24 protein-coding genes are annotated in these 22,729 nt (G+C 59.6%); 12 read left to right on the plus strand and 12 right to left on the minus strand.

Annotation, left to right across the window (positions count from 1 at the left end; genetic code table 11):
• Positions 1-21 precede the first annotated feature (21 nt).
• The gene (locus HDF09_RS16420; protein ID WP_183768289.1) at positions 22-510 is read left to right on the plus strand and encodes a protein-disulfide reductase DsbD domain-containing protein; all 489 of its coding nucleotides are present in this window, start codon (positions 22-24) and stop codon (positions 508-510) included.
• A gap of 20 nt (positions 511-530) precedes the next feature.
• Here HDF09_RS16420 and lipA read toward each other — a convergent pair whose 3' ends face one another.
• The 5 genes from lipA to HDF09_RS16445 form a co-directional block, all read right to left on the minus strand.
• Positions 531-1,499, minus strand: coding sequence for a lipoyl synthase (lipA, locus tag HDF09_RS16425; RefSeq protein ID WP_183768291.1), 969 nt, complete (start codon positions 1,497-1,499; stop codon positions 531-533).
• 100 nt (positions 1,500-1,599) lie between these two features.
• On the minus strand, positions 1,600-2,349 hold the full coding sequence (locus HDF09_RS16430) for a DUF899 domain-containing protein (RefSeq protein ID WP_221270182.1): 750 nt from the start codon (positions 2,347-2,349) through the stop codon (positions 1,600-1,602).
• A gap of 202 nt (positions 2,350-2,551) precedes the next feature.
• A complete protein-coding gene (locus tag HDF09_RS16435) occupies positions 2,552-3,067 on the minus strand; it encodes a DinB family protein (protein ID WP_183768293.1) in 516 nt (171 codons plus the stop codon).
• A 76-nt stretch (positions 3,068-3,143) separates the two neighbouring features.
• Positions 3,144-3,602 (minus strand): SRPBCC family protein, encoded by a 459-nt coding sequence (locus HDF09_RS16440; RefSeq protein WP_260181394.1) that lies wholly within the window; start codon positions 3,600-3,602, stop codon positions 3,144-3,146.
• Between the two features lie 6 nt (positions 3,603-3,608).
• Complete coding sequence (locus tag HDF09_RS16445; protein WP_183768295.1) at positions 3,609-4,001, minus strand: ArsR/SmtB family transcription factor; 393 nt, start codon at positions 3,999-4,001, stop codon at positions 3,609-3,611.
• A gap of 236 nt (positions 4,002-4,237) precedes the next feature.
• Here HDF09_RS16445 and HDF09_RS16450 point away from each other — a divergent pair, with 236 nt between their 5' ends.
• On the plus strand, positions 4,238-5,398 hold the full coding sequence (locus HDF09_RS16450; protein WP_183768297.1) for a hypothetical protein: 1,161 nt from the start codon (positions 4,238-4,240) through the stop codon (positions 5,396-5,398).
• A gap of 305 nt (positions 5,399-5,703) precedes the next feature.
• Here HDF09_RS16450 and HDF09_RS16455 read toward each other — a convergent pair whose 3' ends face one another.
• The 4 genes from HDF09_RS16455 to dacB are packed head-to-tail and all read right to left on the minus strand — an operon-like array spanning position 5,704 to position 8,463.
• Entirely contained in the window at positions 5,704-6,183 is a 480-nt protein-coding gene (locus HDF09_RS16455) for a DUF4442 domain-containing protein (protein WP_183768299.1), read from the minus strand.
• A complete protein-coding gene (locus HDF09_RS16460; RefSeq protein WP_183768301.1) occupies positions 6,180-6,557 on the minus strand; it encodes a hypothetical protein in 378 nt (125 codons plus the stop codon). Before HDF09_RS16460 ends, HDF09_RS16455 begins: the two co-directional genes overlap by 4 nt.
• Positions 6,554-6,898: a c-type cytochrome gene (locus HDF09_RS16465; protein ID WP_183768303.1), complete on the minus strand. Its 345-nt coding sequence runs from the start codon at positions 6,896-6,898 to the stop codon at positions 6,554-6,556. The genes HDF09_RS16460 and HDF09_RS16465 overlap by 4 nt, the downstream gene beginning before the upstream one ends.
• A 29-nt stretch (positions 6,899-6,927) precedes the next feature.
• Positions 6,928-8,463, minus strand: coding sequence for a D-alanyl-D-alanine carboxypeptidase/D-alanyl-D-alanine endopeptidase (gene dacB / locus HDF09_RS16470; protein ID WP_260181395.1), 1,536 nt, complete (start codon positions 8,461-8,463; stop codon positions 6,928-6,930).
• A gap of 373 nt (positions 8,464-8,836) precedes the next feature.
• On the opposite strand from dacB, the gene folP reads away from it, so the two are divergent.
• Positions 8,837-9,757, plus strand: a complete 921-nt coding sequence (gene folP / locus HDF09_RS16475; protein ID WP_260181396.1) for a dihydropteroate synthase — start codon at positions 8,837-8,839, stop codon at positions 9,755-9,757.
• A 285-nt stretch (positions 9,758-10,042) separates the two neighbouring features.
• Positions 10,043-10,627 (plus strand): ribosome recycling factor, encoded by a 585-nt coding sequence (gene frr, locus HDF09_RS16480; protein WP_183768307.1) that lies wholly within the window; start codon positions 10,043-10,045, stop codon positions 10,625-10,627.
• Between the two features lie 30 nt (positions 10,628-10,657).
• Here the strand turns inward: frr and HDF09_RS16485 are convergent, their stop codons facing one another.
• Positions 10,658-10,888: a hypothetical protein gene (locus HDF09_RS16485; RefSeq protein ID WP_183768309.1), complete on the minus strand. Its 231-nt coding sequence runs from the start codon at positions 10,886-10,888 to the stop codon at positions 10,658-10,660.
• Between the two features lie 198 nt (positions 10,889-11,086).
• On the opposite strand from HDF09_RS16485, the gene HDF09_RS16490 reads away from it, so the two are divergent.
• Entirely contained in the window at positions 11,087-11,569 is a 483-nt protein-coding gene (locus tag HDF09_RS16490; protein ID WP_183768311.1) for a PilZ domain-containing protein, read from the plus strand.
• Positions 11,570-11,581: 12 nt separating this feature from the next.
• Here the strand turns inward: HDF09_RS16490 and HDF09_RS16495 are convergent, their stop codons facing one another.
• Positions 11,582-12,049, minus strand: a complete 468-nt coding sequence (locus HDF09_RS16495) for a YybH family protein (RefSeq protein ID WP_183768313.1) — start codon at positions 12,047-12,049, stop codon at positions 11,582-11,584.
• Between the two features lie 214 nt (positions 12,050-12,263).
• On the opposite strand from HDF09_RS16495, the gene HDF09_RS16500 reads away from it, so the two are divergent.
• Together HDF09_RS16500 and HDF09_RS16505 are read left to right on the plus strand one after the other, a co-directional pair.
• A complete protein-coding gene (locus tag HDF09_RS16500) occupies positions 12,264-12,608 on the plus strand; it encodes an acyltransferase family protein (RefSeq protein WP_183768315.1) in 345 nt (114 codons plus the stop codon).
• Positions 12,566-13,447: an acyltransferase family protein gene (locus HDF09_RS16505; RefSeq protein ID WP_183768317.1), complete on the plus strand. Its 882-nt coding sequence runs from the start codon at positions 12,566-12,568 to the stop codon at positions 13,445-13,447. The genes HDF09_RS16500 and HDF09_RS16505 overlap by 43 nt, the downstream gene beginning before the upstream one ends.
• A gap of 6 nt (positions 13,448-13,453) precedes the next feature.
• Here the strand turns inward: HDF09_RS16505 and HDF09_RS16510 are convergent, their stop codons facing one another.
• The gene (locus HDF09_RS16510) at positions 13,454-14,074 is read right to left on the minus strand and encodes a TMEM175 family protein (protein WP_183768319.1); all 621 of its coding nucleotides are present in this window, start codon (positions 14,072-14,074) and stop codon (positions 13,454-13,456) included.
• A gap of 86 nt (positions 14,075-14,160) precedes the next feature.
• Between HDF09_RS16510 and HDF09_RS16515 the strand changes: the two genes are divergently transcribed.
• The 5 genes from HDF09_RS16515 to bamA all read left to right on the plus strand — a co-directional run bounded on the left by HDF09_RS16515 (position 14,161) and on the right by bamA (position 22,592).
• Entirely contained in the window at positions 14,161-16,350 is a 2,190-nt protein-coding gene (locus tag HDF09_RS16515) for a molybdopterin-containing oxidoreductase family protein (protein WP_183768321.1), read from the plus strand.
• Positions 16,351-16,475: 125 nt separating this feature from the next.
• Positions 16,476-17,063, plus strand: coding sequence for a cysteine dioxygenase (locus HDF09_RS16520; RefSeq protein WP_183768323.1), 588 nt, complete (start codon positions 16,476-16,478; stop codon positions 17,061-17,063).
• A gap of 197 nt (positions 17,064-17,260) precedes the next feature.
• Positions 17,261-19,210, plus strand: coding sequence for a S9 family peptidase (locus HDF09_RS16525; RefSeq protein ID WP_183768325.1), 1,950 nt, complete (start codon positions 17,261-17,263; stop codon positions 19,208-19,210).
• 20 nt (positions 19,211-19,230) lie between these two features.
• Complete coding sequence (locus HDF09_RS16530) at positions 19,231-19,416, plus strand: CPXCG motif-containing cysteine-rich protein (RefSeq protein ID WP_179580454.1); 186 nt, start codon at positions 19,231-19,233, stop codon at positions 19,414-19,416.
• Between the two features lie 179 nt (positions 19,417-19,595).
• Entirely contained in the window at positions 19,596-22,592 is a 2,997-nt protein-coding gene (gene bamA / locus HDF09_RS16535) for an outer membrane protein assembly factor BamA (protein ID WP_183768327.1), read from the plus strand.
• Positions 22,593-22,729 lie beyond the last annotated feature (137 nt).

Below are 22,729 nucleotides of genomic sequence, written 5' to 3' on the forward strand. Positions count from 1 at the left end.
CAAAATGAAGCCACGCTCCACATGAAGCCTAGCTCTACTCGCCTCATCCTCGCCGCAGCTTACGCCGTCCTAAGCCTCACACCCGCCCATGCCGCGAAGCCGCCCGTCCAATGGCAGATCAAAAACCCACCCACCAAACCCCTCAAGCAGGGAGCGAAGATCAACCTCGCCCTCACCGGCCAGATCAACTCAGGCTGGCACCTCTACGCTCTTGAAGAGCCCACCGGAGGCCCCGTCGCCACGGTCATCGGCCTCACCGAAGGCGACCCCGCCGATCTCCTTCGCGTAGAAGAGGCAAAGCCGAAGATCCTCCTCGATCCCCTCTTCAACGTGCAAACCGGCTTCTTCGAAACCACCGCCGATTTCACCCTGCACCTGACGCTCGCAAAGAACGCACCCCTCGGGGCCTCCGCGCTCCACGTCCTCGTCCGCTACCAATCCTGCAACGACCGCGTCTGCCTACCACCCCACACCGACACCGTCGAAGTCCCCATCACCTTCACAAAATAAATCTCAGCGCCATCAACACCCTAAGCCAGCCCAGTCGACTCCGCCTGCTCCTGCGCATGATAGCTACTCCGCACCAGTGGCCCACTCTCCACATGCTTGAAGCCCATCCCCAGCGCCTCATGCTTTAGAAAAGCAAACTCCTCCGGCGTATAGTACCGAGCCATCGGCAGGTGATCCCGGCTCGGCCGCAGGTACTGCCCAATCGTCAGAATATCCACCTTCCGATCCGCCAGATCGCGAAACACCGCCAGCAGCTCGTGCATCTCCTCGCCCATCCCCACAATAATTCCTGTCTTGGTTACAAAAGGACGGGTTACAAATGGCCGATCCCCCAGCGACTCGCCAAACATCTCAGCCGCAAGCTCCTTCGCATGCTCTAAAAACCGCAGCGACTTCTCATACCGCCCACCACTCTTCGCGACCCGATAAAGCCGCGGCACTGTCTCAATATTGTGGTTCAGAATCTCCGGCCACGCCGCCACCACCAGCCGCAGCGCCTCTTCGTTTCCCTGAAAGTCCGGCGTCAGCACCTCCACCCTGCACCCCGGAGCCTGCATCCGAATCTCTTCAATCACACTCACAAACGCCCGCGCCGCGCCCACATTATCGTCATCGCGATTCACGCTCGTAATCACCGCATGCGCCAGCCCAAGCTGCGCCACCGCATAAGCCACCCGCCGCGGCTCATCGAAATCAATCGGCTCCGGCTTCCCCTTCGGCACCGCGCAAAACCCGCACCGCCGCGTGCAAAGATTCCCCAGCATCATGAACGTAGCCGACTTCTGATTCCAGCACTCGCCAATATTCGGGCACTGCGCGCTCTCGCACACCGTATGCAGGTTCAGCTCGCGCGCCATCTTCTTCAGGTTATGAAAGGTCTCCCCCATCGGAGCCTTCGCCTTCAACCACGCCGGCTTCGGCGCAGGCTTACGCGGCGTCAGATCAATCTGCACCAGCTCTGGAGTCAACGGGGCCACGGGCGGAGTCATCCCTCAATTGTATCCAACCGCCCCAAAACCCTGCCCCACAACCCGCAGACCCACGCCTTCAACGAACCCTCCACGCCGGTCTGCGGGTCCTCAGGCGAATCTAATCCTTCAAGCCCAGCGTCACCCGAGCGTTGTCCAGCACTTTAACCCATCCAGGATCCGGCGACGTGCTCGAAGCATACTCATCGTGCCAGTTCCACCACTTATACGGCACCGTCTGCGGGTAGCCCTTAGGAGAATCCTCCCATTCCTCCTGCCGCCCCAGCGCAGTCATGTCCAGATAGCTCCACACGCTCCCCATCGCCTCATCCCCGCGGCTGTTGATGAAGTACGTGCGAAACACCTTATCGCCATCGCGGATAAACGCGTTATGACCATGCCATTGGTCCACGCCAAAGTCCACATCGAAGCCATCGGTGATGGTGTACCACGGCATCGTCCAGCCCATCCGCTTCTTCAGTCGCTCAATCTCCGGCTGCGACGCGCGCGAGGCGTAGACCAGGGTCGTATCGCGCGCGTTCAGATGCGAGAGATGCGACACCTGGTCCGCACCCAGCGAGCAGCCCCGACACGCATGGTCAGGCCAGCCAAACACGCCCGGTTCGAAGAAAGCCCGATAGACGATCAGCTGACGTCGCCCCTCGAACAGATCCAGCAGGCTCGCCTTCCCCCTCGGCCCCTCGAACTCGTACTGCTTCTCCACCGCCATCCACGGCATCCGCCGACGCTCGGCAGCCAACGCGTCACGCTCCCGCGTAAGCTGTTTCTCCCTCGCCAGCAGCCCCTCGCGAGCCGCAAGCCACTCCGCCTGCGACACGACCTTCGCCTTCTCCATCATGCTCGTTGACATCTTCTCTCTCCTTATTCAGTTGAGTGATTTGAGTTCGAAGCGATCTCTCCCGCTCCGTTCTCTTCTCGAGACAGCTTCCCGCCGAGCTTTCTGATTGCAATAGCAGCCAGTCCACCCGAAGAGGTGACGCTGCCGGCAATCAGCGCTGCAGTTGCCAGGCACACAGGACACATAGGCTTCTCCTCCTTGCGATACGGGCTGATTACGCCGGCTGAGGCTCCGGTTGGAGTGCTGAGCTCTCGTCGGCACTAGGACCCCAGCTTGACGGCACAGCAACGTCGAGCAGGCGCAGGTAGACGCAGAACTGACCGCGGTGCTGGTACCAGTGGTTGAGCATGATATTGCGCAGGAAGGCGATGCGCGGCATGGCTACTAGCTCCCGATCGCCGTCGACGATGCGCCAGATTGCGTTCATCGCCGCGTCATCGAATCCCGGCAGCACCTCGCGCACCGTCGCCACGCTCTGGTCCAACGTGTCGAGCACCTGCTGCACGCTTACCGGTTGGGGGAACTGGAAGTCTGGTGGCGGAATCTCGTTCTTCTGAGCGCCGCGAACGACTCCTTCGGGCACAAACGCGAGGTGATAGGCCAGTTGCCCAGCGGTCAACGATCTGGGGTGTGGCTTCCAGGTGAGCGAGTTCTCAGGAAGGCGCTCCAGAAACCTCCGCGTAACTGGGACCTGAGCTTCAAACTCTGCGAGTAAGTATTGTGCGAGCATTTGGTTCTCCTTTCGGGTTTGTGTCCTTCCAGGCGGATCAGGAGTTGAACTGGTGCGCTCCTGGTTAATGGAGCCACTATCGGCGCGCTGCCTCGGCGTGCTTGCGAACACGCTCATGCATCGAATTCCAGCCGTTCGGCATCCCTGCCTTGTCTTTCTCCGTCAGCAAGCCGAGCGCCGTGTGCTTGAAGGTGATCAGCGTTCCCCCAGCGACTTCACTCAGCCGATACTGCACGTTGTTCACCAGCGGGAACGACGCGAACAACGGACCAGCGAACTCCAGCAGCGAAGGCCGCTTGATCGCCTGCACATTGGCCCAGAAGTGCCCATTGCCATCGCCCAGGTCGCGGTACCACCTGCCCCCAGGCCACGCTTCAATCTTCATGTTCAGCGACTTGCCGTCGGTTGTCTCATTGCCGGGGCCCAGCTGCTCCAGCAGCGCGGCAAAGGTTACATCCAGCGGCGCTTTCACGTGGATCTCCTGGTTGATCGTAAAAGTGATGTCTTCGAGCGTCTTGTCAGTAGCAATCATCATCTCTCCTTATGGTTTTGAGTCTGGTGGTTTTGAGCCCGGTGTTTTTGAGTCTGCGTTCCAATCTGCCGAGCCCCGGCCGACCGTAGCCTCCGCCAGCTCCTTCACGCGAAGCAACTGGTGCTGCCAGTACCGCTCAAACGTTGCAGCCCACTCGTGCATTGGCCGTATCGCCTCGGCGTTGGTTCGGTACAGCTTCTGGCGACCCTGGCAACGCATCCGAACCAGCCCCACGTCGCGCAGCACCCGCAGATGCTTGGAGACCGAAGGCTGTTCCAGGCCAAGAGCAGCCACAATCTCTCCAACCGGCCGCTCGGCCCCGGCAAGATAGCTCAAAATCTCCCGCCGCCGAGGCTCAGCAACCGCATTGAAACTGTCCGAAGTGGTGGTCGCCCTTGCCATGCCCAAAACATTACATGCCGATATGGGAATATGTCAAGCGTCCCGTCTGCTTTTTACGTTGTGGGCAGTCCTGACACCGTCTCTCCTCCCCCGGTACACAGAAAGTAATGACCCGGAAGTCGTAGACGTAACTGGAGAAAGAGCATGGATAGATTACGAACTGGGCATATGCTCACCATTAGGGACTCTTACGCCACGTGCACCGCACAGCAGAGAAGTACGGAGGATGAACCTCAATGACGCGAATCTCAATCATGCGGACGATAACGCAAGCGAATACTCCATCGCTCTCCGGCCTGCTCGGTCTGGCCCTGGCCTTTACCTCAGTCGGGCACGCCCTCGCGCAGGTCCAAACCGACCAGCAGACACAAACCGCGCCGCAGGTACAGGCGGCGCAGCCGGCCCCGCAGCCCGCCCCCCAGTCCACAGACATCTCCCAGCCCGCGCCAGATCAGGGGCAGATCAGTCCGTCCCTCGTAGAGACCAAAGCCGCACCGTCTCCAACCACCCCGCTACCCGCCGCACCAGCCGTGAAGGACAAAAAAGGCAAGCAGGAGTACACCGGGCCAAACACTGTGGTGGAGCTGCCGCCCACCCCGATGCTCGACGCGGAAGGCAAGCAGCAGCAGGACCCCGACGGAAAGCTGATGTTCAACCCGCCGATCCGGCAGCAGCGCGACAAAAAGGGACACCCGCTCTTCGACGCACAGAACAAGCCCGTCATGCAGACCAAGAGCGAGCTCGGATACGACGAGAACGGCAAGAAGCTGCACGCCCCGAAAGAGAAGCCACCTAAAACAGTCTCGGTTTCGATCAGTCGCGGCACCCTGACCGTCGACGGGATGACCGGCAAGGCCGCGCTCAACTACGAGATCAAGGACCTCAAATACGTCTACGTCTACGTGCCCGGCGTCGGCACAACGATCATCTCGAACGATCCCTTTCCCGGCGCCGTCGAACAGAAGAAGGCCTTCGACGACAAGACCCTCACCGTAACCGTAGGCGACCATGTCCTGCAGCTGGCCTCCGACAACCGCCTGTTAGGCAAGACGCCGGAGTCGGCCTACGTCCTGGTCGACAGGAGTTTTTCGGTACCAACCAAATTCCCCGTAGTGGGCTACGGACCTATCCGTGTGGCTCCCTACGCCTGGCCGGGTTCGAAGGAGAACGCTGTTCTGACCGGCGCCATCGAGGCTCCGCCCCTGCCTGCCGATCTGCGCCCAACCCCGCTTCTGCAGCCGTGTCCCGCAGGCCAGATGCGAACGGCAGGCCCGCCGGTGCTCCCTGGCCAGAACGTAGCCCCGCGCCCCTGTGTGTCCATAGCCTCAGTCCAGACAACTGCGACCTACGCCAGGCAAGCAGCCCTTCCCATGGGAAACACGCAAGCCAGCAAATAATCGGATCATAGGCCCGACCGAAGGGAGGACCCAAGCCGCTAACCCACCAAGACCGGTACACGCGTCACGAAGTGACCGCTCCACGCGAAGTGGGCCCGTCCGGCAGGACTGCAGAGGTCTTGTGCAAAGATCTCGTGCAGAAAAAGTAAATCCAAAAAAGCTGGCGTATCTTTAAGCCCCCAAAAACACGCGGCGAAACACCACTCTCCCACCATCAATCCACCACAACCACACCAGCAAAACACTACACCCAAAACCACCTTTTTCTCAAAACCCCCACAAAAAACACCAGCAAAACGGCAAAATTATCCCCCGCCACCATCCCGCATTTTTTTTCTCTCCTCATGCGTTTTTTTCGTTGCGCAGTAGATCACCCGCTCCACCTCCGCGACCACTCCCCCCGCATCGTCCTTCACCTCCACCAAAAACCGAACATCCGTCCGCCCCTCCGCCTCCAACAACGCCCGAACCTCCTCCAATCGCTCCGCCGTCAGACGAAACTCTGCGCGAACCTGCCCCAATCCAGGCTTTTTGTAACGTATCGAAGCCGCCTTATCCCAGACCACAAACTCCGGCCCCAGATTTGTAGCCAGCATAATCATGTAAAACGGGTCGGTCAGCGCGAACAGCGACCCGCCAAACTGCACTCCCATATAGTTGCGATTCCACGGCCGCAGCGGCATCTCCACATCAATCGCGCGCAGATCCTTATCCAGCCGCGTCACCTTGATGCCCGTCCCAAACAACGGCGGCCACCACCCGATATGGCGCAACCACCAGCTCATCGCAACCTATCCCGAACTTCCGTTCTAACCAGGTAAAGAAAGAACACCAGCGCAAACAATCCCTGCACCAGGAACGGCCCAGCGTGCGTCTTCTCAAACACAAACAGGTTCCCCAGACAGAGCGTCAGACACCCACCCAACACCAGCGCCCAGCCCCAACGCCGCAGCCGCAGCAGCCCAAACACCCCCGCCGCCAGCAGCGTGCACAACGCCAGCACACCATACTTTCCCGCCCCCCCGCCAAACTTGCCGTTCAATGCAGCGAACGCATTCACCATCGTCAGCACCAGCATGAACAGCGCGATCCCCGCCACTCCCGGCAACATTCCATGCGCCCGCGCTTCGAGCTTCTTTATCTCTTCCGGATCGCTCATAGAGTATGCAGATACGCCAGCAGGTCGTCGAGATCCTGCGGATCCAGCGTACTCCCCTGTGCCGGCATCAGGTTGCGCCCATGCACAATCGTCGCGGTCATGCGCTCATCATTCGCCGGCGCACCACTCGGCAGATAAGGTTTCTTGAAGACGCCAATCAGCGCCGGCCCGTGCAGCGCCGCATCCTTGCGGTCATAGTGGCACTGCGCACAATGCGCCTCGTACACCGCGTGTCCATGCATCTGCTGCGCATTCAAATCCGCCAGCGGAGTAGGTGGCGCTATCGACTTGCATCCCACAACCACTCCCAACAAAATCAACAAAGAAAAAGCCCGAATCATCCTCTCATTCTCTCATCCATCTTTCGAAATCAATTCGCTGCCGCAATCGCCTCCACGATCTTGTCCATCACCTCGCGGTCTGCATGAACCTGCGGCAGATGATTCCCCACCATGATCGAAAAGATCACCATCCGCCCACTCGCACACTCCACATACCCACTCAAAGCCCGCGCCTCCCCCAGCGTCCCCGTCTTCGCAAACACCTTCCCCATCAGCGAAGCCTTCGTAAATCGCCCCTCCAGCGACCCATCCACTCCGCCAACAGGCAGGCTGCTCTTCCAGTCAGCAAACCACGTCTGCCCGCTCGCATACTGCAGCAACCGCGCCGTCGCCCGCGGCGTCACCAAATCATGCCCGCTCAACCCCGACCCATCGAGGAAGGCGAAATCATCCTTATCGACACCCGCGTTCACAAGAAACTCCCGCACCACCCGCGCCCCTTGCGCGATCGTCCCATCTCTTCCACGCGCCAGGCCAAGTTGCCGAAGCAACAACTCCGCATGCAGATTCTGGCTCTCCTTATTCGTCACTACGACATCCTCAGAAAGCGCAGCGGACGCGTGACTCGCCAGAGTCCTCTCCTCTCCCGTAGCAGCTATTCCAAAAGCCGCATCATCCGCCGGTTCAATCCTCTGCTGCGGCGACACCTCCTTCGTGGCAGCATCCACAACCGCGCCCGACTCGCGACTGAAGCTCTCCGTATCCAGCAACACCCGATGCCGCGCCCTGGCCTCTCCGGTCACATGAACCCCGCGAGCCTCCAGCATTCCCTTCAGCGCTATCGCCGCATACGCCGCCGGATCCTGAATCGCAATCTCCTCCACATCCGGCCGCCCGTGCAAACCAATCGCTCCGTATATTCGCAACACCTTGGACCCAGGAGCGCGTTCCATCTGCACCGTGCTCCCACTCTTCGCCGCTCCAGTAGTCATTGCAACATCCAGCGTGTAATAAGGCATCGCCGGATCGATCACCACACTCGCCGGCGCACCCACCGCATCTCCGGGTGTCACCGTTACCTTGATTTGGTTATCGTTGATCGACAGAGCCGACACCGGTGCGCCATATCCCCACACGGCATCGTCGATGGCCCAGTCCTGCGCATAAGGCTCCCAGGGAAACACTGTGTCGTCCCCAATCACATCTCCCCGCAGACTCTTCAGTCCCGTCGCCGCGATCTGGTCCGCCATCTCCTCCAGATACCGCAACGGAGCAGGGCCTGACTCCGACGCATCGGGCTTCTGCCCGGGCACCGGCGCCACATACGGCAAGACGCGGCCCGACAGATTCGCATCTCCGTTTCCGATTAGCACGAGATGTCCCGTCAGCTTTCCACCATCGCCAAAAACTCCGCGCGCCAGCACCTTCGTCTGGTAGGTCGTCTTCGCTCCCAGCAGAGCCATCGCCGCTGCAGTAGTAAACAACTTCGCATTACTAGCCGGCTGAAAGAGCTGTCCTTCGTTCAACGAATAGATCGGTGCGCCGTCCATTGCTACTACTGCAATGCCCCAGTGATCCCGCGCCACCGCGATCTCCTCCAACAACCCGGCAATCGTCTGTGCCAACTCTGTGCAAGACCCGCTCCGGCCAACCTTCCCCACGACAGATTCATCACATCCAACGCTCTGTGTCTGTGCCCAGAGCGTTGGAGTGCACACCACAACCCCGAGCAGCCAAGCAGCACCCCGTTCCGAAAGCCTCACCATCCGCGCAGTCTAGCATCCTCTTTCCAAGGCCTCGTGTCCTGCCGGACGGGCCCACTTACGCGTGGGGCGATCACTTCGTGACGGGTATACCCCTTCGGTTGGCGCTCCCGTCGGTCGCAAGGAAGATTATGCCGACCAAGGGGAGGACCACGCGAAGCTCTAACAAGGCGTGTGAACGCCCGCCGCCCGCGCAGTGGGCCTGTCCGGCAGGACAGACAGCTAAAATCCAACCATGCCCTTCACCCGTCGCACCCATCACGACTGGCACCTCCGCACCCGCATCCTCCCACTCGGCGCGCGAACCGTCATCATGGGCATCCTCAACGTCACGCCCGACTCCTTCTCCGACGGTGGCTACTTCTACTCTCACCAACACGCCCCCGAGCGAGCCCTCGCCCAGGCACTGAAGATGCTCGAAGAAGGCGCCGAGATCCTCGATATAGGCGGAGAATCCACCCGTCCCAACGCCACGCAGCTCTCCGCAGACGAAGAACAATCCCGCATCCTCCCCGTCCTCGAATCCATCCTCAAAGAAAAACCCGGCACCCTCCTCTCCATCGACACCTTCCACGCCACCACCGCTCGCCGTGCCCTCGAAGCCGGAGCCGAGATCATCAACGACGTCAGTGGTCACCTCTGGGACCCCGATATGTCCAAAACCTGCGCCCAGTCAGGTTGCGGAGCCATTCTCATGCACACCCGAGGCCGCCCCCAGGAGTGGCCGAGTCTTCCCCCACTGGCGCCCGAAGCAGTCCTGCCTCTGATTCTCACCGGCCTAGCCGAGCGCCTCGAATCCGCGACCGCAGCGGGCGTCCAACGCAACAAGATCGTCCTCGACCCAGGCTTCGGCTTCGGCAAACGCCTCGACGAAAACTATCCACTTCTGGCGCACTTCGACCAACTCAACCGGTTCGATCTACCAATCCTTGCCGGCATCTCGCGCAAGGGCTTTCTCGCCCACACTCTGGCCCAAAGCCCCAGCCTGTCGGTTCTTCTCGAAGGCGCAACCCCTTCGATGGACGACCGCCTTCAGGCCTCCACCGCAGCCAACGTAGCGGCCATCCTCGCTGGAGCGCGCATCCTCCGTACCCATGACGTCCGCCCTACCGTCGAAGCTGCCGCCATCGCGGATCAGATCCTCGCTGCGCATTAAAGATGTCTGTCCTGCCGGACGGGCCCACTGCGCGTGGGGCGGTCACTTCGTGACACGTGTACCGGTCACGGCAGGATGAACCTCGACGGTTCTCCCGTTGGTCGAAATCAACTTTCCCTCCGACCAACGGGAGGACCACGCGAAGCTCTAAAAAGGCGTGTGAACGCCCGCTCCACGCGCAGTGGGCCCGTCCGGCAGGACACGGCGCCAAGCAGGTTTTCACGGCTAGCCTCGCATGGTGGAGCGCGTCTCTGTAAAATATCGGATGGCAGTGGAGGAGAACGTATGGCATCGGCAATGGCAGGGATCGAGGCGTTAAAAGGTACGCATCAGCAGCTGAAGGCGAAGATGGAGAGCACGGTCGAAGACTTCCGTGGACATCTGCTGTCGGCGCGGACGGGGCGGGCAAATGTGCACATGCTCGACCAGATCAAAGTGGATTACTACGGCACGGATACCCCGGTGGCCCAGATGGGGCAGGTCTCTACGCCCGAGCCGACGCTGATCCTTGTGCAGCCTTATGACGCCGGGATGGTATCGGCGATCGAGAAGGCGATTCGCACTTCGGGAACGGGGCTGAATCCGATGACCGATGGCAAGGTGATTCGCGTGCCGGTGCCCCCGATGACCGAGGAGCGGCGCAAGGATGTGGTGAAGCAGTTGAACAAGACGCTGGAGGACCATAAGACTGCGATCCGCAACATTCGTCGCGATGGAAACGACCAGATCAAGAAGGCCGCGAAGGACAAGCTGATCTCGGCCGATGATGAAAAGCGGGCGAACGAAGAGGTTCAGCAGCTGACCGACGTGGAGATCAAGCGAGTGGAAGAGCTGTTCAAGGCAAAGGAAAAAGAGATCATGACGGTCTGAGCGTCTTCAGACTTTGAGATCGGACGGCCTTCACTGTAGCTGGTGGAGGTCGTTTTCTTGTGGGCGGGCTGATCGTGTTGGACCTGAATCTTCGTCGCGGACGAGTCGCCTTCGTTCTCCGCGGTCTTTGACCAGAACTCGCTGCTTACAGGTGGAGCAGATCCACGGAAAGTAGCCGAAGAAGGGGAGGACACTGCCCTCGAGGAGTCCGACGCGTTTTGTGCGCGAGAGCTTGCCGTAGTGGCATTTTGTGCATTGCATTGGTGTCTCGTGTCTCCGTTAGGCTCGCCTTGCACAGCCACACGCTAGTAAGAGGTACGGCGGACGGCTTGGGTTGGATTGCCGGGCCCTCAATTTTTGAGGCGCGGTTTGGATACCGAAAACTAATAAATTGAGAGTGCGGCACATGTTCGATTGGGCGTGAGTTTCAAAGCTTTAATGCTTTCGGGATCTGCGCCGATGATTGGATCAGCCGTTCTCGCTTCGCGGGATGGGCACGATCTCTGGGAGGCGGGCGTGGACAAGTTCGAGGGTCAAGTCGATAGCCAGTTCGATGGCCATGCGGAGCAGGAAGAGCAGAAGGATCAGAAGGAGCGGCGAAGTGTTGCGGTGGAGGGAATCGTCGAGCGGCGGGAGCATACGCGCTACGCCGTAGATGCGTGGGCCGAGGTGATGGTGAAGGATGGAACGATGCTGTTTCGCGGGCGGGTGCTCGATGTGAGTCAGGGTGGGTGCTACATCGAAACAGAAGCCCGTCTGCGACTAACTCCGGGCACGCCGGTGGAGATTATCTTTCGGGCGCATGACCGTGTGCTACGGTGCGAAGGGACCAGCAGGATGGTGAGGACGCGCGGGGCGGGTTTCTTGTTCGAGATGATGAGCGCCAAGGTGCGGACTGAGCTGGAGGGGTTGATCGCGGAGCTTAGTGGCGAGCGAGGATAGCGCTTACGGTAGCTACGTGGTGTGGTCGATGACGATCTTCCAGCCGTCGGTCGTCTTTTCGAAGACGAGGGAGAAGATGCCTCCGGCGTTGCCGCCATCTTTTTTGCCGCGGTCAAGATGATACTTGCCGATGCAGACGGCGAAGTTTTCATCGAGCGTGTGGACCTCGAGATCGGAGAAGGTGAGGTTGCCCATGGCGGCGCGGCTGGGGTAGTCGCGCTTGTACTGATCGAGCAGGCCAGCGTAGCCGCGGGAGATCTGGTGAGTGATGAAGAGAGTGTCGGGGGAGTCTTTGTAGCCGCTGGCGAAGGCGGTGAGATCGCCGCGATTCCAGGCAGCCTCCTGGGCGAGGAGGACCTTGATAACGTCGAGCTCCTGGCGGGTGGCTGTGTGGAGTGGCTCGGTCTGTGCGGGTAGGGTGACCGGCGCGAGAAGGACGAGGAAGACGGCAGCAAGGCGGAGAGAGGAACGCAGTGGCATGAGGAACCTCGAAGGAAAAGCTGTCTGGTTTGGCGTTGCTTCGTGTGTTTGCTTCCTAGGACGCCGTGTCAGGTTGAATTGATAGTAGCCGATGTGGGTGAAGGATTCCGCGGCCGGATTGTCTACGGTAACTGTCTGTGCACCCTTCGGATAGTCTTCGATCTGTCTTCGGAGAGTAAGGGAATTGCCGGTTATCGTTTGACAAAGGATGTTGATGACAAGATCGAACTTACAGCGATTGCCGGGGCTGGACACGTTGCGGGCGGCTGCGATCGTGGCTGTAATGTCGTATCACCTGAAATCATCTCTTCCGGAGAGCATGGCAGTTGTTGCGCAGTTTGGCTGGATGGGTGTCGACCTGTTCTTTGTGTTGAGCGGGTATCTGATCGGGATGCAGCTGCTGAAGCCCTACGCGTCTGGCGATCGGCCTTCGATTCGGAGTTTTTACCGTCGGAGAGCCTATCGGATTCTTCCCGCGTATCTTCTTGTTTTGTGGATCTATCTTGTGTTTCCTGCATGGCGGGAGTCTCCGGTGCTGCCCCCCTATGGCAGTTTTTGACGTTCACGGTCAATCTGTTCTTCGTCGACTTTAGCCAACATGCTTTTTCGCATGTCTGGTCGCTATGTGTGGAGGAGCATTTTTATCTGGTGCTTCCGCTATTGGTGATCTGGTTGATGCGAAGGCCGTCTTTGCGCAGGACGGTCTTTGTCATCGGTGGCGTGATTCTGTTTGGGATCTGCTTTCGTGGCTACAAGCTGCTTCCTCTGATTGCGCCGCCGGGATGGAGTGGACGCGAGGTGCCGGACGACTTCGGGATTTTTTACTACCGCTATCTGTACTACCCAACGTACTCGCGGCTGGATGGACTGGTGGTTGGGGTGACGTTGGCGCTGGTGCGGATCTTCCGGCCGGAATGGTGGTCCTGGCTGGCGCGCAGAGGTCATGCGGCGATGGTTGCAGGGATCGCGCTTACAGGGGCGGTCTGCTGGATGTTTCGAGACGATGCGATGGCCGATGCGACGAAGATTGCGGCGTGGGGGACGGTAATTGGATTCCCGCTGCTCGCGGTTGGGTTGGGTTTGCTGGTGGTTTCGAGCGTTAGCCGCGATGGGTGGCTGAGCAGGTTTTCAGTGCCTGGGTCGCGTTTGCTGGCTACGCTCGCATTCAGTCTTTATCTGACGCATAAAGAAGTCGCGCATCTGGATCGCAGCTACCTGCCCTCACTCACAGCCTCTCCGGATTGGAAGACGGTGGTCGTTTATGCGGTGACGTGCCTGGTGGCGGCTGGTGTGTTGTACGGATTGGTGGAGCGCCCGTTCATGGTGCTTCGGGATCGCTTCGAACGGCGAGCTGCAGAAAGAGTCGATGCGGAGATGCTTCGTGAGCCGGCTTTGTAGCGGCAGCTAATCGCGGTTGAAGTGGGTGTTGTCGAGGTCTTCGGTTGACTTGACCCCTACGGTGGGGGTGATCCAGATGATCGTGACGAAGGCGCAGAGGCCGAGGGCCACGTGGGGGTGCGAGAAGGCAATGGATAAGGCGACAAGATAGACGAAGAGGGAGAGCTGGTTCTTGCGCTGGACGGAGGTGTCCTGCGCCTCGAGTTTGTTGGCGATGCGGAGACGGCGAGCGATGGAGAGACGCAGAAGAAGGAAGCTGAAGCCTGTGAAGATCATCGAGGCGATGTAGAGAAAGACGGAGAAAGAGTCGAGCTTTTTCTCGAGCACGTAGGAGGTGAAGAAGGGGAGGAGCGAGAGGCAGAAGAGGAAGACGAGGTTGGCGTAGAGGACGAGCTCGTCGGCCTCTTCGGTGCGGTGGACGAGGTGGTGGTGGTTGATCCAGTAAATGCCGGTGAAGGCAAAGGAGATGGCGTAGACGGCCAGGGTAGGGAGGACGGCATAGAGGCCGGAGATGCCGTTTTGGTGGGGGACCTTGAGCTCAAGCACCATGATAGTGATGATGACGGCGATGACTCCGTCGGAGAAGGCTTCGAGGCGGGCTGGAGTGGCTAGGTGATGGCGGGGCATGGGTTTGTCACTGGGCTCTGGTGTTGGGAGCAGCATACAACGCCAATTGGTGCGGGGGTGCGGGCTGTTGAGACTAAAATAATGAAATGGCTGCAAATCTCATCGAAACGGCTGCGCAACTGGGTGCGAGGAAGGTCGTTCATGCGGTGTGTTCGCATGACTGCCCGGACTCGTGCGGCGTGCTGGTGACGGTCGATGAGCTGACCGACAAAGCGGTGAAGGTGCAGGGTGATCCTTCGCATCCTGTAACGCGCGGGTTTTTATGCGGCAAGGTGGCAAAGTATCTTGACCGTGTCTATTCACCCGATCGATTGTTGTATCCGATGCGCCGGAAGAAGGGTGCCGCGAATGGGCCGTTGGGCTATGGATCCGTCAAGGGGCGCGAGCCGGAGGCGTTTGAGCGGATCTCGTGGGATGAAGCGCTGGACGAGATTGCGGCGAAGCTGACGAAGATCGCGGCGGAGTTCGGCCCAGAGAGTGTGCTGCCTTACAGCTATGCCGGGACGATTGGGCAGCTTGGCTATGGGTCGATGGACCGCAGGTTCTTTCATCGGCTGGGAGCCTCGCAGCTGGCGCGGACGATCTGCGCGGAGGCGGGCGGGACGGCGTTGAAGAATGTCTATGGCGTGAAGCTGGGGACGGTGCCGCAGGACTTTGCACATGCCGGTTTGGTGATTGCCTGGGGCGCGAACATCCACGGAAACAATGTGCACCTGTGGCCGTTTATTGAAGAGGCGCGGCGCAAGGGTGCGCGGCTGGTGGTGATCGATCCGTACAGGACGCGGACGGCTGCGCTGGCCGACGAGCATCTGGCCATCAATCCAGGCACAGATACTGCGCTGGCGCTGGGGCTGATGCACGTGATCCTGAGCATGGGGCTGGAGGATCGCGAGTATGTGGCTGCGTGCACGAACGGATTTGAAGAGCTGCGAGCGCATGCGCTGAAGCCGAAGCACTCGCCCGAGAGTGTGGCGAAGGCTACTGGAATTGATGCGGGCACGATTGTGCGGCTGGCGCGGGCGTATGCTGCGGCGGGGCGTAACGGCTCGTCAGGGCCTGCTGTGATTCGGTTGAACTACGGGATTCAGCGGAGTGAGAACGGCGGCACGGCGGCGCGGGCGGTCTGCATGCTGCCGTTGTTGACAGGTGCGTGGAAGCACAAGGGCGGCGGGTTGCTGCTCTCTACGTCGGGTTCGTTTCCGTTCAATGACAAGGCGTTGCAGATGCCGGAGTTGATGTTAGCCAGTCCGTTGGGACGACCGGCGCGCGTGGTGAATATGAGTCAGCTGGGCCAGGCGCTGACTACGTTGGGCAACGACCCAGCGGATGGTCCAGGCGTGAAGGCGCTGTTTGTGTATAACTCGAACCCGGCGGCGGTGGCTCCAAACCAGAACGATGTACTGCGCGGAATGAAGCGCGACGATCTGTTTACGGTGGTTCACGAGCAGTTCTTCACCGATACGGCGGACTATGCCGATGTGCTACTGCCTGCGCCGACGTTTCTCGAGGTGAAGGATGTGCAGGGAGCGTATGGGCATCTGTTCGCGCAAGTGAGCAACCGTGCGATTGCGCCTTTGGGTGAGGCGCGGAGCAACGTCGCGATGTTTGGGGAGCTGGCGCGGCGGATGGGTTTTGACGAGCCGTGCTTTAACGATCGCGAGGACGAGTTGATCGATCAGGCGCTGAAGAGTGAGAACCCCTGGTTTGCCGGAATTACGCGCGAGCGGCTGGAGCGCGAGGGGCACGTCCCGCTGCAGATGCCGGTGGACGCAAACGGTGACGTGCTGCCGTTCAGCACACCCGAGTGGTTCAAGACGTCAAGCGGACGCGGCGAGTTGTTGCCGGTGCCGGTGTTTACTGCGCCGACCGAGTCCCGCGCGAATGCTGCAAAGGGCGCGTATCCGCTGGAGTTTCTGCCGCGCAAGGCGGATAACTACATGAACTCGACGTTTGCGAATATTCCTCTGCATCAGCGGATGGAGGCGCGCACGGCTGGCATACTCGAGATGCATGCGACCGATGCAGCGGCGCGAGAGATCGCGACCGGCGATGCGGTGGAGGTCTTCAATGGGCGCGGAAGCATCACGCTGCGGGCGCTGGTGAACGCGCAGGTGGCGGCGGGCGTGGTGGCGGCACGGCTGGATTGGAACAAGCTTTCGGCAAACGGCGCGAATGTAAATGCGCTGACGTCGGAGACCCTGACCGATATCGGCGGCGGCGCTACGTTTTATTCGACTTTGGTTGAGGTACGGAAGGGGCAGGCCGATATCAGGTGACGTTCAATTCCGTGACTGAGACGCTGACTCGTGCTGTTCGAATGCGCTCGTCTCTCTGGAGTTCCTTGACTCCTCTTGTCGCGACCAGCAACAATCGGGAGTGACACTGTAGGAGTTGAACTTTCATGATTGACATCAGCGCCTTCGCCACCGGCCTAAGCGAAATCCCGGAACAGCAGTTTACCGACAACGCCGTGCTCGAGTATATGCGTGAGAATCCGGTCTCCATCGCGAGTTTGCATCCCTATCTCTACTTCAGCCCTGAGCGCTACACCCGAAATCTCATTCTTCATACACCGCTCTTCGATCTCATCGCTATCTGCTGGGACATCGGGCAGAAGAGCAGGATTCACAATCACACGAACCAGCGCTGTTGGATGGGCATCGCCTTCGGCAAGGTACAGGTGCAGAACTACCGCCTCGTTCACCAGGACGCCTCGACGCGTTTCTGTGAACTCGCCCCCACCGACCGCTACATCATCGACGCTGACAATCCTGCCGAGGTCGACTCTGACGAACCGATCCATCTTGTCGTCAATCCGCCTGCGTTCGGCTCCCGCGCAGTCACACTTCATATCTACTCACGCCCCTTCGATGAGTGTCAGGTCTACGATCTCAGCTCCAAAAGCTACGAGACTGTCAGCCTCTCCAACACCAGCGAACGCGGTCTTATCACCTCCAGTCTTGCCGTCGAGAAGGTAGGTCTTGCCTGAAGTCAGATGGGGAACCGTGTTGCATTTTTTCAATGCTAAGGGCAAGGTGACGAAGGCGATCAGCGGGGATAAATGACTCCTCGCATTCGTTGAACGCCTGTGGCCGAATGTGATTTTCCGGAGAAATTGCGGGTTGCGGCGTGCTAGTCTGGCCCGGTCGGTTTCTGGTGTTTACTTCGATTCCTACGGAGTTTGCGATGACACGCTTCCGCTTGTTGCCTGGATTAGTTTTGCTAGCTTCGGTTTCGGGATTTGCTTCGGGACCGGGTGACAGGGTGGCGACGGACCCCAGGAGCGTGGTTTCGGCGGAGAGCGCGGCTGGGTCGTCTCCGATGCCGGTAGCCGAGTTGCTGCAGACGGTGCGGCTTGGCGGGGCGACGTGGTCGCCGGACGGTAAGCAGATCGGATACATCAGCAATGCTTCGGGGCGTCTGAATCTCTGGTTGATGCAGGCGGATGGAACGGGGGCACGGCAGCTGCTGAAGTCGGATGACCGGCAGTCCAGCCCGGCGTTTACCAAAGAAGACAACGAGATCGTCTACGAGCAGGACAAGGGCGGCGATGAGCTCTACGACCTGTACGCGGTTCCGGTGAGTGGAGGCGAGCCGCGGAATCTTACGAATACGGATAAGACCAGTGAGAGCAGTCCGCTTTTTTCCAAAGATGGCAAGTGGTTGGCGTTCGACAACAAGGTGAAGGTGGAGGCTTCGACCAACATAGCGGTGATGGAGTGGGCGACAGGGAAGGTGCGGGTCTTGACCCACGAGACGGATCCGAAGGCCTTCTGGGATGTTGAGGACTGGAGCCCGGATGGACGGAGCCTGTACGTGGTGCGCCAGGTGGGACTCGACGATGCGGACGTCTACCGGTTGGATGTAAAGAGTGGTGCGGCCGAGAAGCTGACGGCTCATACCGGAAAGGTCCTCGTCTTTGCCACTGCGGTGTCGCCGGACGGCAAAACCCTGCTGCTGACTTCAAATGAAAAGAGCGGCTATTTGAATGTCGCGTTGCTGGATATCGCCTCGAAGAAGCAGCGGTGGGTGACGGATACGCAGTGGGAGGCGCACGCGGGGGAATTTTCGCCGAAGGGTGACGCGTTTACTTACACCCTGAACGCGGATGGACGAGCCACGATTAGTTTTGTGGACGCGAAGACGCTGAAGGCGAGCGATCGCGGCATACCGGCGGGGTTGAATACTGCTGGTGCCGGGCCGACGGCGTTTCGTGATGATGGCAGCTATCTGTTTTCTCATCAGGACTCGACGCATGCGCCGAATCTCTATCTGCTGAGCGCTGGTGGGGCGATTACGCAGGTGACACACAATGAAAGTCCGGTGCTGGCGGCGGCTGTGCTGCCTTCGTCGCAGCTGGTGACGTACAAAAGCTTTGATGGAAAGATGATCTCGGCGTTTGTATGGGTACCGTTCAACTTGAAGCGTGATGGTACGACCCCTGTGGTGGTGATGCCGCACGGCGGACCGACCGGCCAGACGGTGGACAGCTTCAGTCCGCGGGCGATTCTGCTGGTATCGCGTGGGTTCGTAGTGATTGCGCCGAATGTGCGCGGGTCGACCGGTTATGGGATGGAGTTCCAGAATTCGAACTACAAAGACCTTGGCGGCGCCGATCTGAAGGATGAGATTGCTGGCGTGGATTTCTTGAAAGCCACCGGATTTATCGACGCGAAGAAGGTGGGGATCTGGGGCGGCTCGTATGGCGGGTTTATGACGTTGATGGCTATCGGAAAGAACCCTGATATGTGGGCGGCGGCCGTGGATGAGTACGGGATTCTTGACTGGTACACGATGCTGCAGCACTCCGACGCGCGGCTGCAGGAGTATGAGAAGACGCTGCTGGGCGATCCGGTGGCGGACAAGGCGGTATATGAGGCATCGTCGCCGCTGAAGTACATCCGGGAGGAGAAGGCTCCGCTGCTGGTGCTGCAGGGCGAGCGCGATATTCGCGTGCCGAAGGAGGAGGCCGAGCAGGTGGTGGAGATTCTGAAGAAGGAGGGACGCACGGTGGACGCGGTGTACTACCCCGAAGAAGGGCATGGCTTTATCAAGCGGGAGCATCAGGTGGATGAACTGACGCGGTCGGTGAGGTGGTTCGACAAGTATCTTAAAGGGGAGACGAAGACACCGTGAGGTTGAGTGAGGGGTAACGGATGCATGCAGCCGGTTTTCAGTGTGCGGGTTGTGGGGAGTGGGTGGAGACGACGGTGGACGAGTCGGGCGGCTCGAAGCAGCAGTATGTGGAGGATTGCCAGGTCTGCTGCCAGCCGAATGTGCTGACGGTGCGATGGGACGGGTCGGCGCAGGAGTTTACGATTACGGCGGAGTTGGAGAGTTAAGCCCTAGGCGGGTGCCTTTGGTTGGGCGCGTTCGTCAAAGCATCACGCGGAAATTCGTTGGTTGGATTGAGGTTGTCCAGCCAGAACCACGGGGCGAACTCGCTAACGGCTGGCCGCTCCCATATAATCAGGACTTCGCTGACTTTGCTGGCGAGCGTCATTTTTAGAGCAGTGAGGGTGTGCGTATCTTTACCGTGAATCGAGAGAGCGGAAGCTCCCTGAAAAGCAAGACCAAGACTGTGTGCACGCGCTCCAGACGCTCCCGCATCGCTTATGCCGCGTACATGATTGCGTTTACGGCGCTGGCCGCCTCGTCCCTCTCGGCCTCGTCTCTTTTGGCCCAGCCGCTTTCGGCCCAGTCGCTCTCCGGTCAGGCCGGATCGCTGTCCGGTAACGTGGAGACGCTGTGCCAGCCCCAGGTGATCGGTAACCGACGCATTCCCAAGGAGTCCGTGCTGGCCAGGCTCTACAGCCGGCAGAACGACCTCTACGACCCGCTGGTGGTGGAGCGGGACTTCAACTCGCTTTGGAACACCGGCTACTTCGACGATGTGCGGATTGAGCGCGTCGACAGCCCGAAGTGCGTGCAACTGATCATCTACGTCAAAGAGAAGCCGACGATTCGCGAGATCAACTACAAAGGTCTCGGCTCGGTGACGCAGTCCGACATTCTGGACCGGTTCAAAAAGGCGAAGGTGCCGCTTTCGGTCGAGAGCCAGTACGACCCCACCAAGATCAAGCGGGCCGAGGTGGTGCTGAGGGACCTGCTGGCAGAGCACGGACACCAGTTCGCCACCATCCGGACCGAGGTCAAGACGATTCCCCCGGCGGCCGTGGCGATCACGTTCAACATTAAAGAGGGGCCGACCGTAAAGGTGGGCAAGATCGCCTTTCAGGGCAACAACAGCATCAACGATCGCACCCTGCGCGCCTCGATGAAGAATCTGCGGCCCATCGGAATTCCGCACTCGATCATCCTGGAGAATCTTTTTGCGCGAACCTTCGACGCGAGCAAGCTGGATGAAGACACCGAGCGCGTGCGTCAGGCATACCGTGACCGCGGCTACTTCAAGGCTCTGACCAGCGAGCCAACCACGCACATTCGTGACGCGGGCGGAATCAACCCGTTCACACTGCACCCGTCCAAGGGCAAGCGGATCGATATCCTGATGCCGGTAGAAGAGGGCGCGCGCTACAAGCTCGCCGGGATCACCTTCTCTGGCAACACCCACTTCACGAATACCAAGGCGCTGCGTGCGCAGTTCGCTCAGAAAGATGGCGAGTACTTCAACGCGACCCTGTTCGGCAAAGGGTTGGATCAGCTGCGTAAGGCCTTTGGCGAAGGCGGATTCATCAACTTCGTAGGCACGCCGGTACCGACCATCGATGAAGCCAATAAGACGATCAAGCTGAACATCGATATCGATGAAGGCAAAGCGTTCTATGTCTCGCGGATCGAGTTTACCGGCAATACGATTACGCGCGACAAGGTGATTCGGCGCGAGCTCCTGTTGGAAGAAGGGCAGGTCTATAACAGCCGGCTCTGGGATCTTTCGATCCTGCGCTTGAATCAGCTCAACTACTTCGAGGCGTTGAAGGCCGAGCAGGACTCCGAGAGCCGCCAGAATACTGACGACGGAACCGTCGATCTGTTGCTGAAGCTGAAGGAGAAGGGCAAGAACTCGATCGGCCTCAACGGCGGCATCAGCGGGCTTTCGGGAACGTTTGTCGGGTTGAACTACGAGACCAACAACTTTCTCGGACTAGGCGAGACGCTCTCGGTGCAGGCAAATATCGGCGACCTGTCGCGTAACCTGAGCCTCGGATTCACCGAACCCTATCTGCGCGACAAGCCGATCTCGCTGGGCGCTCAGATCTTCGCCAGCAAGTATGACTTCAATCCTTCGAAGAGCCAGTCGGCGACCGGCCAGGCGGCGGGAAACCTGACGACGGCGCAGCAATCGCTGCTGACGAACTATAACCAGTCGACGACGGGGTTGACGATCTCGGCAAGCGAGCCTCTGCGGCATCTGTTTGCAAAGACCGGCGTGACGCGTGTCGGTCTTTCGTACTCGCTGTCGCGGTCTTCCGTGACGACATTCAACCAGAACACGACCAACGTCTTTCAGTCGCTCGCGTTCCGGTCGGGCGTTGCAGGGCAGAATCAGCTGTCCGGCATCATTACGTCGGTCGTAACGCCGAGCTTCACGTTCTCAAGCCTCGATCGCGCGGTTGGACCGCATAACGGCAAAGACTTCAATGTGTCGATGCAGGTGGCGGGCGTAGGCGGCAACGTCAAGTACATCTTGCCCGCCGCCAGCTATCGTCAGTTCTTCCCGATGAAGGGCCTCAGGGTGAATCGCGAGGGCCACAACGTGCTGGGGTATCGTATCCAGCTGACTCATGCCCAGGGCTTTGCAGGCGAGGTCGCTCCCCCAACGCATCGTCTCTATAGCGGAGGCGAATCCGATCTGCGCGGCTTCGACATCCGGTCGGTCGGCCCCTACACCTTCATTCCGAATAAAGTTCAGTACATCCTCACCAACCCCGATGGAACCTCGGTTCCGCGCGATCCGACCAACCCCGCACTTGGCCCGGTCCAGATTCCGCTGCCGATCTACCGCATGGTCTCCATCGGCGGAGACACGCAGCTCGTCTCGAACATCGAGTACCGCATTCCGATCGTGAACCAGGTGACCTTTGCCTTCTTCAACGACTTCGGTATGACCTTCGACGCATTGCACGGCCAGTTGCGGCAGAGCACGGCAGGTCAGTCGCTGATCGATGGAGCGCAATATGGATGTCCCACGATCGTCAACGGCGCCTGCTTCGGCGGCAAGTCGGTGCAGTTCCCGAATCTGCTGAAGATTGTGCCAGGAACAAACTTCGTTCCGCGGGACTCCCTCGGCGCCGAGCTGCAGGTGATTCTGCCGATCGTCAATGCGCCGTTCCGGATCTTCTACGCCTACAATCCGCTGCGTCTTTACAAGACCGTTCCGCAGGAGTTGGCGGTTCCGAACTCTGGTCCGGACAACGTGAATACGTTCAAGAGCTACTTCCCGAGCGATGGAGCTGGTCAGTTCAGTTATCAGCAGGCCCTTCAGTTCTATGGGGCTGATTACATCCTGCGTGAGCCCAGAAAGACGTTCCGCTTGACGGTAAGCACGACCTTCTAGACGCTCGAAGGTATGTCCTGCCGGAAGTGCGCCCTGCGCGGGCCGCGGTTACTTCATGACTTGTATGTCCTTTCAGTTGGCGCTCCCGTTGGTCGCGACGGAAGATGCTTCCGACCAACGGGAGGCCCTGCACAGAT

The sequence above is a fragment of the Edaphobacter lichenicola genome, assembly GCF_014201315.1.
GTDB classification, from domain to species: domain Bacteria; phylum Acidobacteriota; class Terriglobia; order Terriglobales; family Acidobacteriaceae; genus Edaphobacter; species Edaphobacter lichenicola_B.

Bases quoted from the DNA above. Each gene is read 5' to 3' on its own strand.
- HDF09_RS16525 (WP_183768325.1), top strand. From the start codon at position 17,261: ATGACACGCTTCCGCTTGTTGCCTGGATTAGTTTTGCTAGCTTCGGTT.
- HDF09_RS16460 (WP_183768301.1), bottom strand. From the start codon at position 6,557: ATGAGCGATCCGGAAGAGATAAAGAAGCTCGAAGCGCGGGCGCATGGA.
- HDF09_RS16430 (WP_221270182.1), bottom strand. From the start codon at position 2,349: ATGTCAACGAGCATGATGGAGAAGGCGAAGGTCGTGTCGCAGGCGGAG.
- folP (WP_260181396.1), top strand. From the start codon at position 8,837: ATGCCCTTCACCCGTCGCACCCATCACGACTGGCACCTCCGCACCCGC.
- HDF09_RS16455 (WP_183768299.1), bottom strand. From the start codon at position 6,183: ATGAGCTGGTGGTTGCGCCATATCGGGTGGTGGCCGCCGTTGTTTGGG.
- HDF09_RS16490 (WP_183768311.1), top strand. From the start codon at position 11,087: ATGATTGGATCAGCCGTTCTCGCTTCGCGGGATGGGCACGATCTCTGG.
- HDF09_RS16440 (WP_260181394.1), bottom strand. From the start codon at position 3,602: ATGATGATTGCTACTGACAAGACGCTCGAAGACATCACTTTTACGATC.
- HDF09_RS16450 (WP_183768297.1), top strand. From the start codon at position 4,238: ATGACGCGAATCTCAATCATGCGGACGATAACGCAAGCGAATACTCCA.
- HDF09_RS16520 (WP_183768323.1), top strand. From the start codon at position 16,476: ATGATTGACATCAGCGCCTTCGCCACCGGCCTAAGCGAAATCCCGGAA.
- lipA (WP_183768291.1), bottom strand. From the start codon at position 1,499: ATGACTCCGCCCGTGGCCCCGTTGACTCCAGAGCTGGTGCAGATTGAT.
- HDF09_RS16530 (WP_179580454.1), top strand. From the start codon at position 19,231: ATGCATGCAGCCGGTTTTCAGTGTGCGGGTTGTGGGGAGTGGGTGGAG.
- frr (WP_183768307.1), top strand. From the start codon at position 10,043: ATGGCATCGGCAATGGCAGGGATCGAGGCGTTAAAAGGTACGCATCAG.
- HDF09_RS16420 (WP_183768289.1), top strand. From the start codon at position 22: ATGAAGCCTAGCTCTACTCGCCTCATCCTCGCCGCAGCTTACGCCGTC.
- HDF09_RS16510 (WP_183768319.1), bottom strand. From the start codon at position 14,074: ATGCCCCGCCATCACCTAGCCACTCCAGCCCGCCTCGAAGCCTTCTCC.
- HDF09_RS16445 (WP_183768295.1), bottom strand. From the start codon at position 4,001: ATGGCAAGGGCGACCACCACTTCGGACAGTTTCAATGCGGTTGCTGAG.
- HDF09_RS16435 (WP_183768293.1), bottom strand. From the start codon at position 3,067: ATGCTCGCACAATACTTACTCGCAGAGTTTGAAGCTCAGGTCCCAGTT.
- HDF09_RS16465 (WP_183768303.1), bottom strand. From the start codon at position 6,898: ATGATTCGGGCTTTTTCTTTGTTGATTTTGTTGGGAGTGGTTGTGGGA.
- HDF09_RS16485 (WP_183768309.1), bottom strand. From the start codon at position 10,888: ATGCAATGCACAAAATGCCACTACGGCAAGCTCTCGCGCACAAAACGC.
- HDF09_RS16505 (WP_183768317.1), top strand. From the start codon at position 12,566: ATGGCGGGAGTCTCCGGTGCTGCCCCCCTATGGCAGTTTTTGACGTTC.
- HDF09_RS16495 (WP_183768313.1), bottom strand. From the start codon at position 12,049: ATGCCACTGCGTTCCTCTCTCCGCCTTGCTGCCGTCTTCCTCGTCCTT.
- HDF09_RS16500 (WP_183768315.1), top strand. From the start codon at position 12,264: ATGACAAGATCGAACTTACAGCGATTGCCGGGGCTGGACACGTTGCGG.
- HDF09_RS16515 (WP_183768321.1), top strand. From the start codon at position 14,161: ATGGCTGCAAATCTCATCGAAACGGCTGCGCAACTGGGTGCGAGGAAG.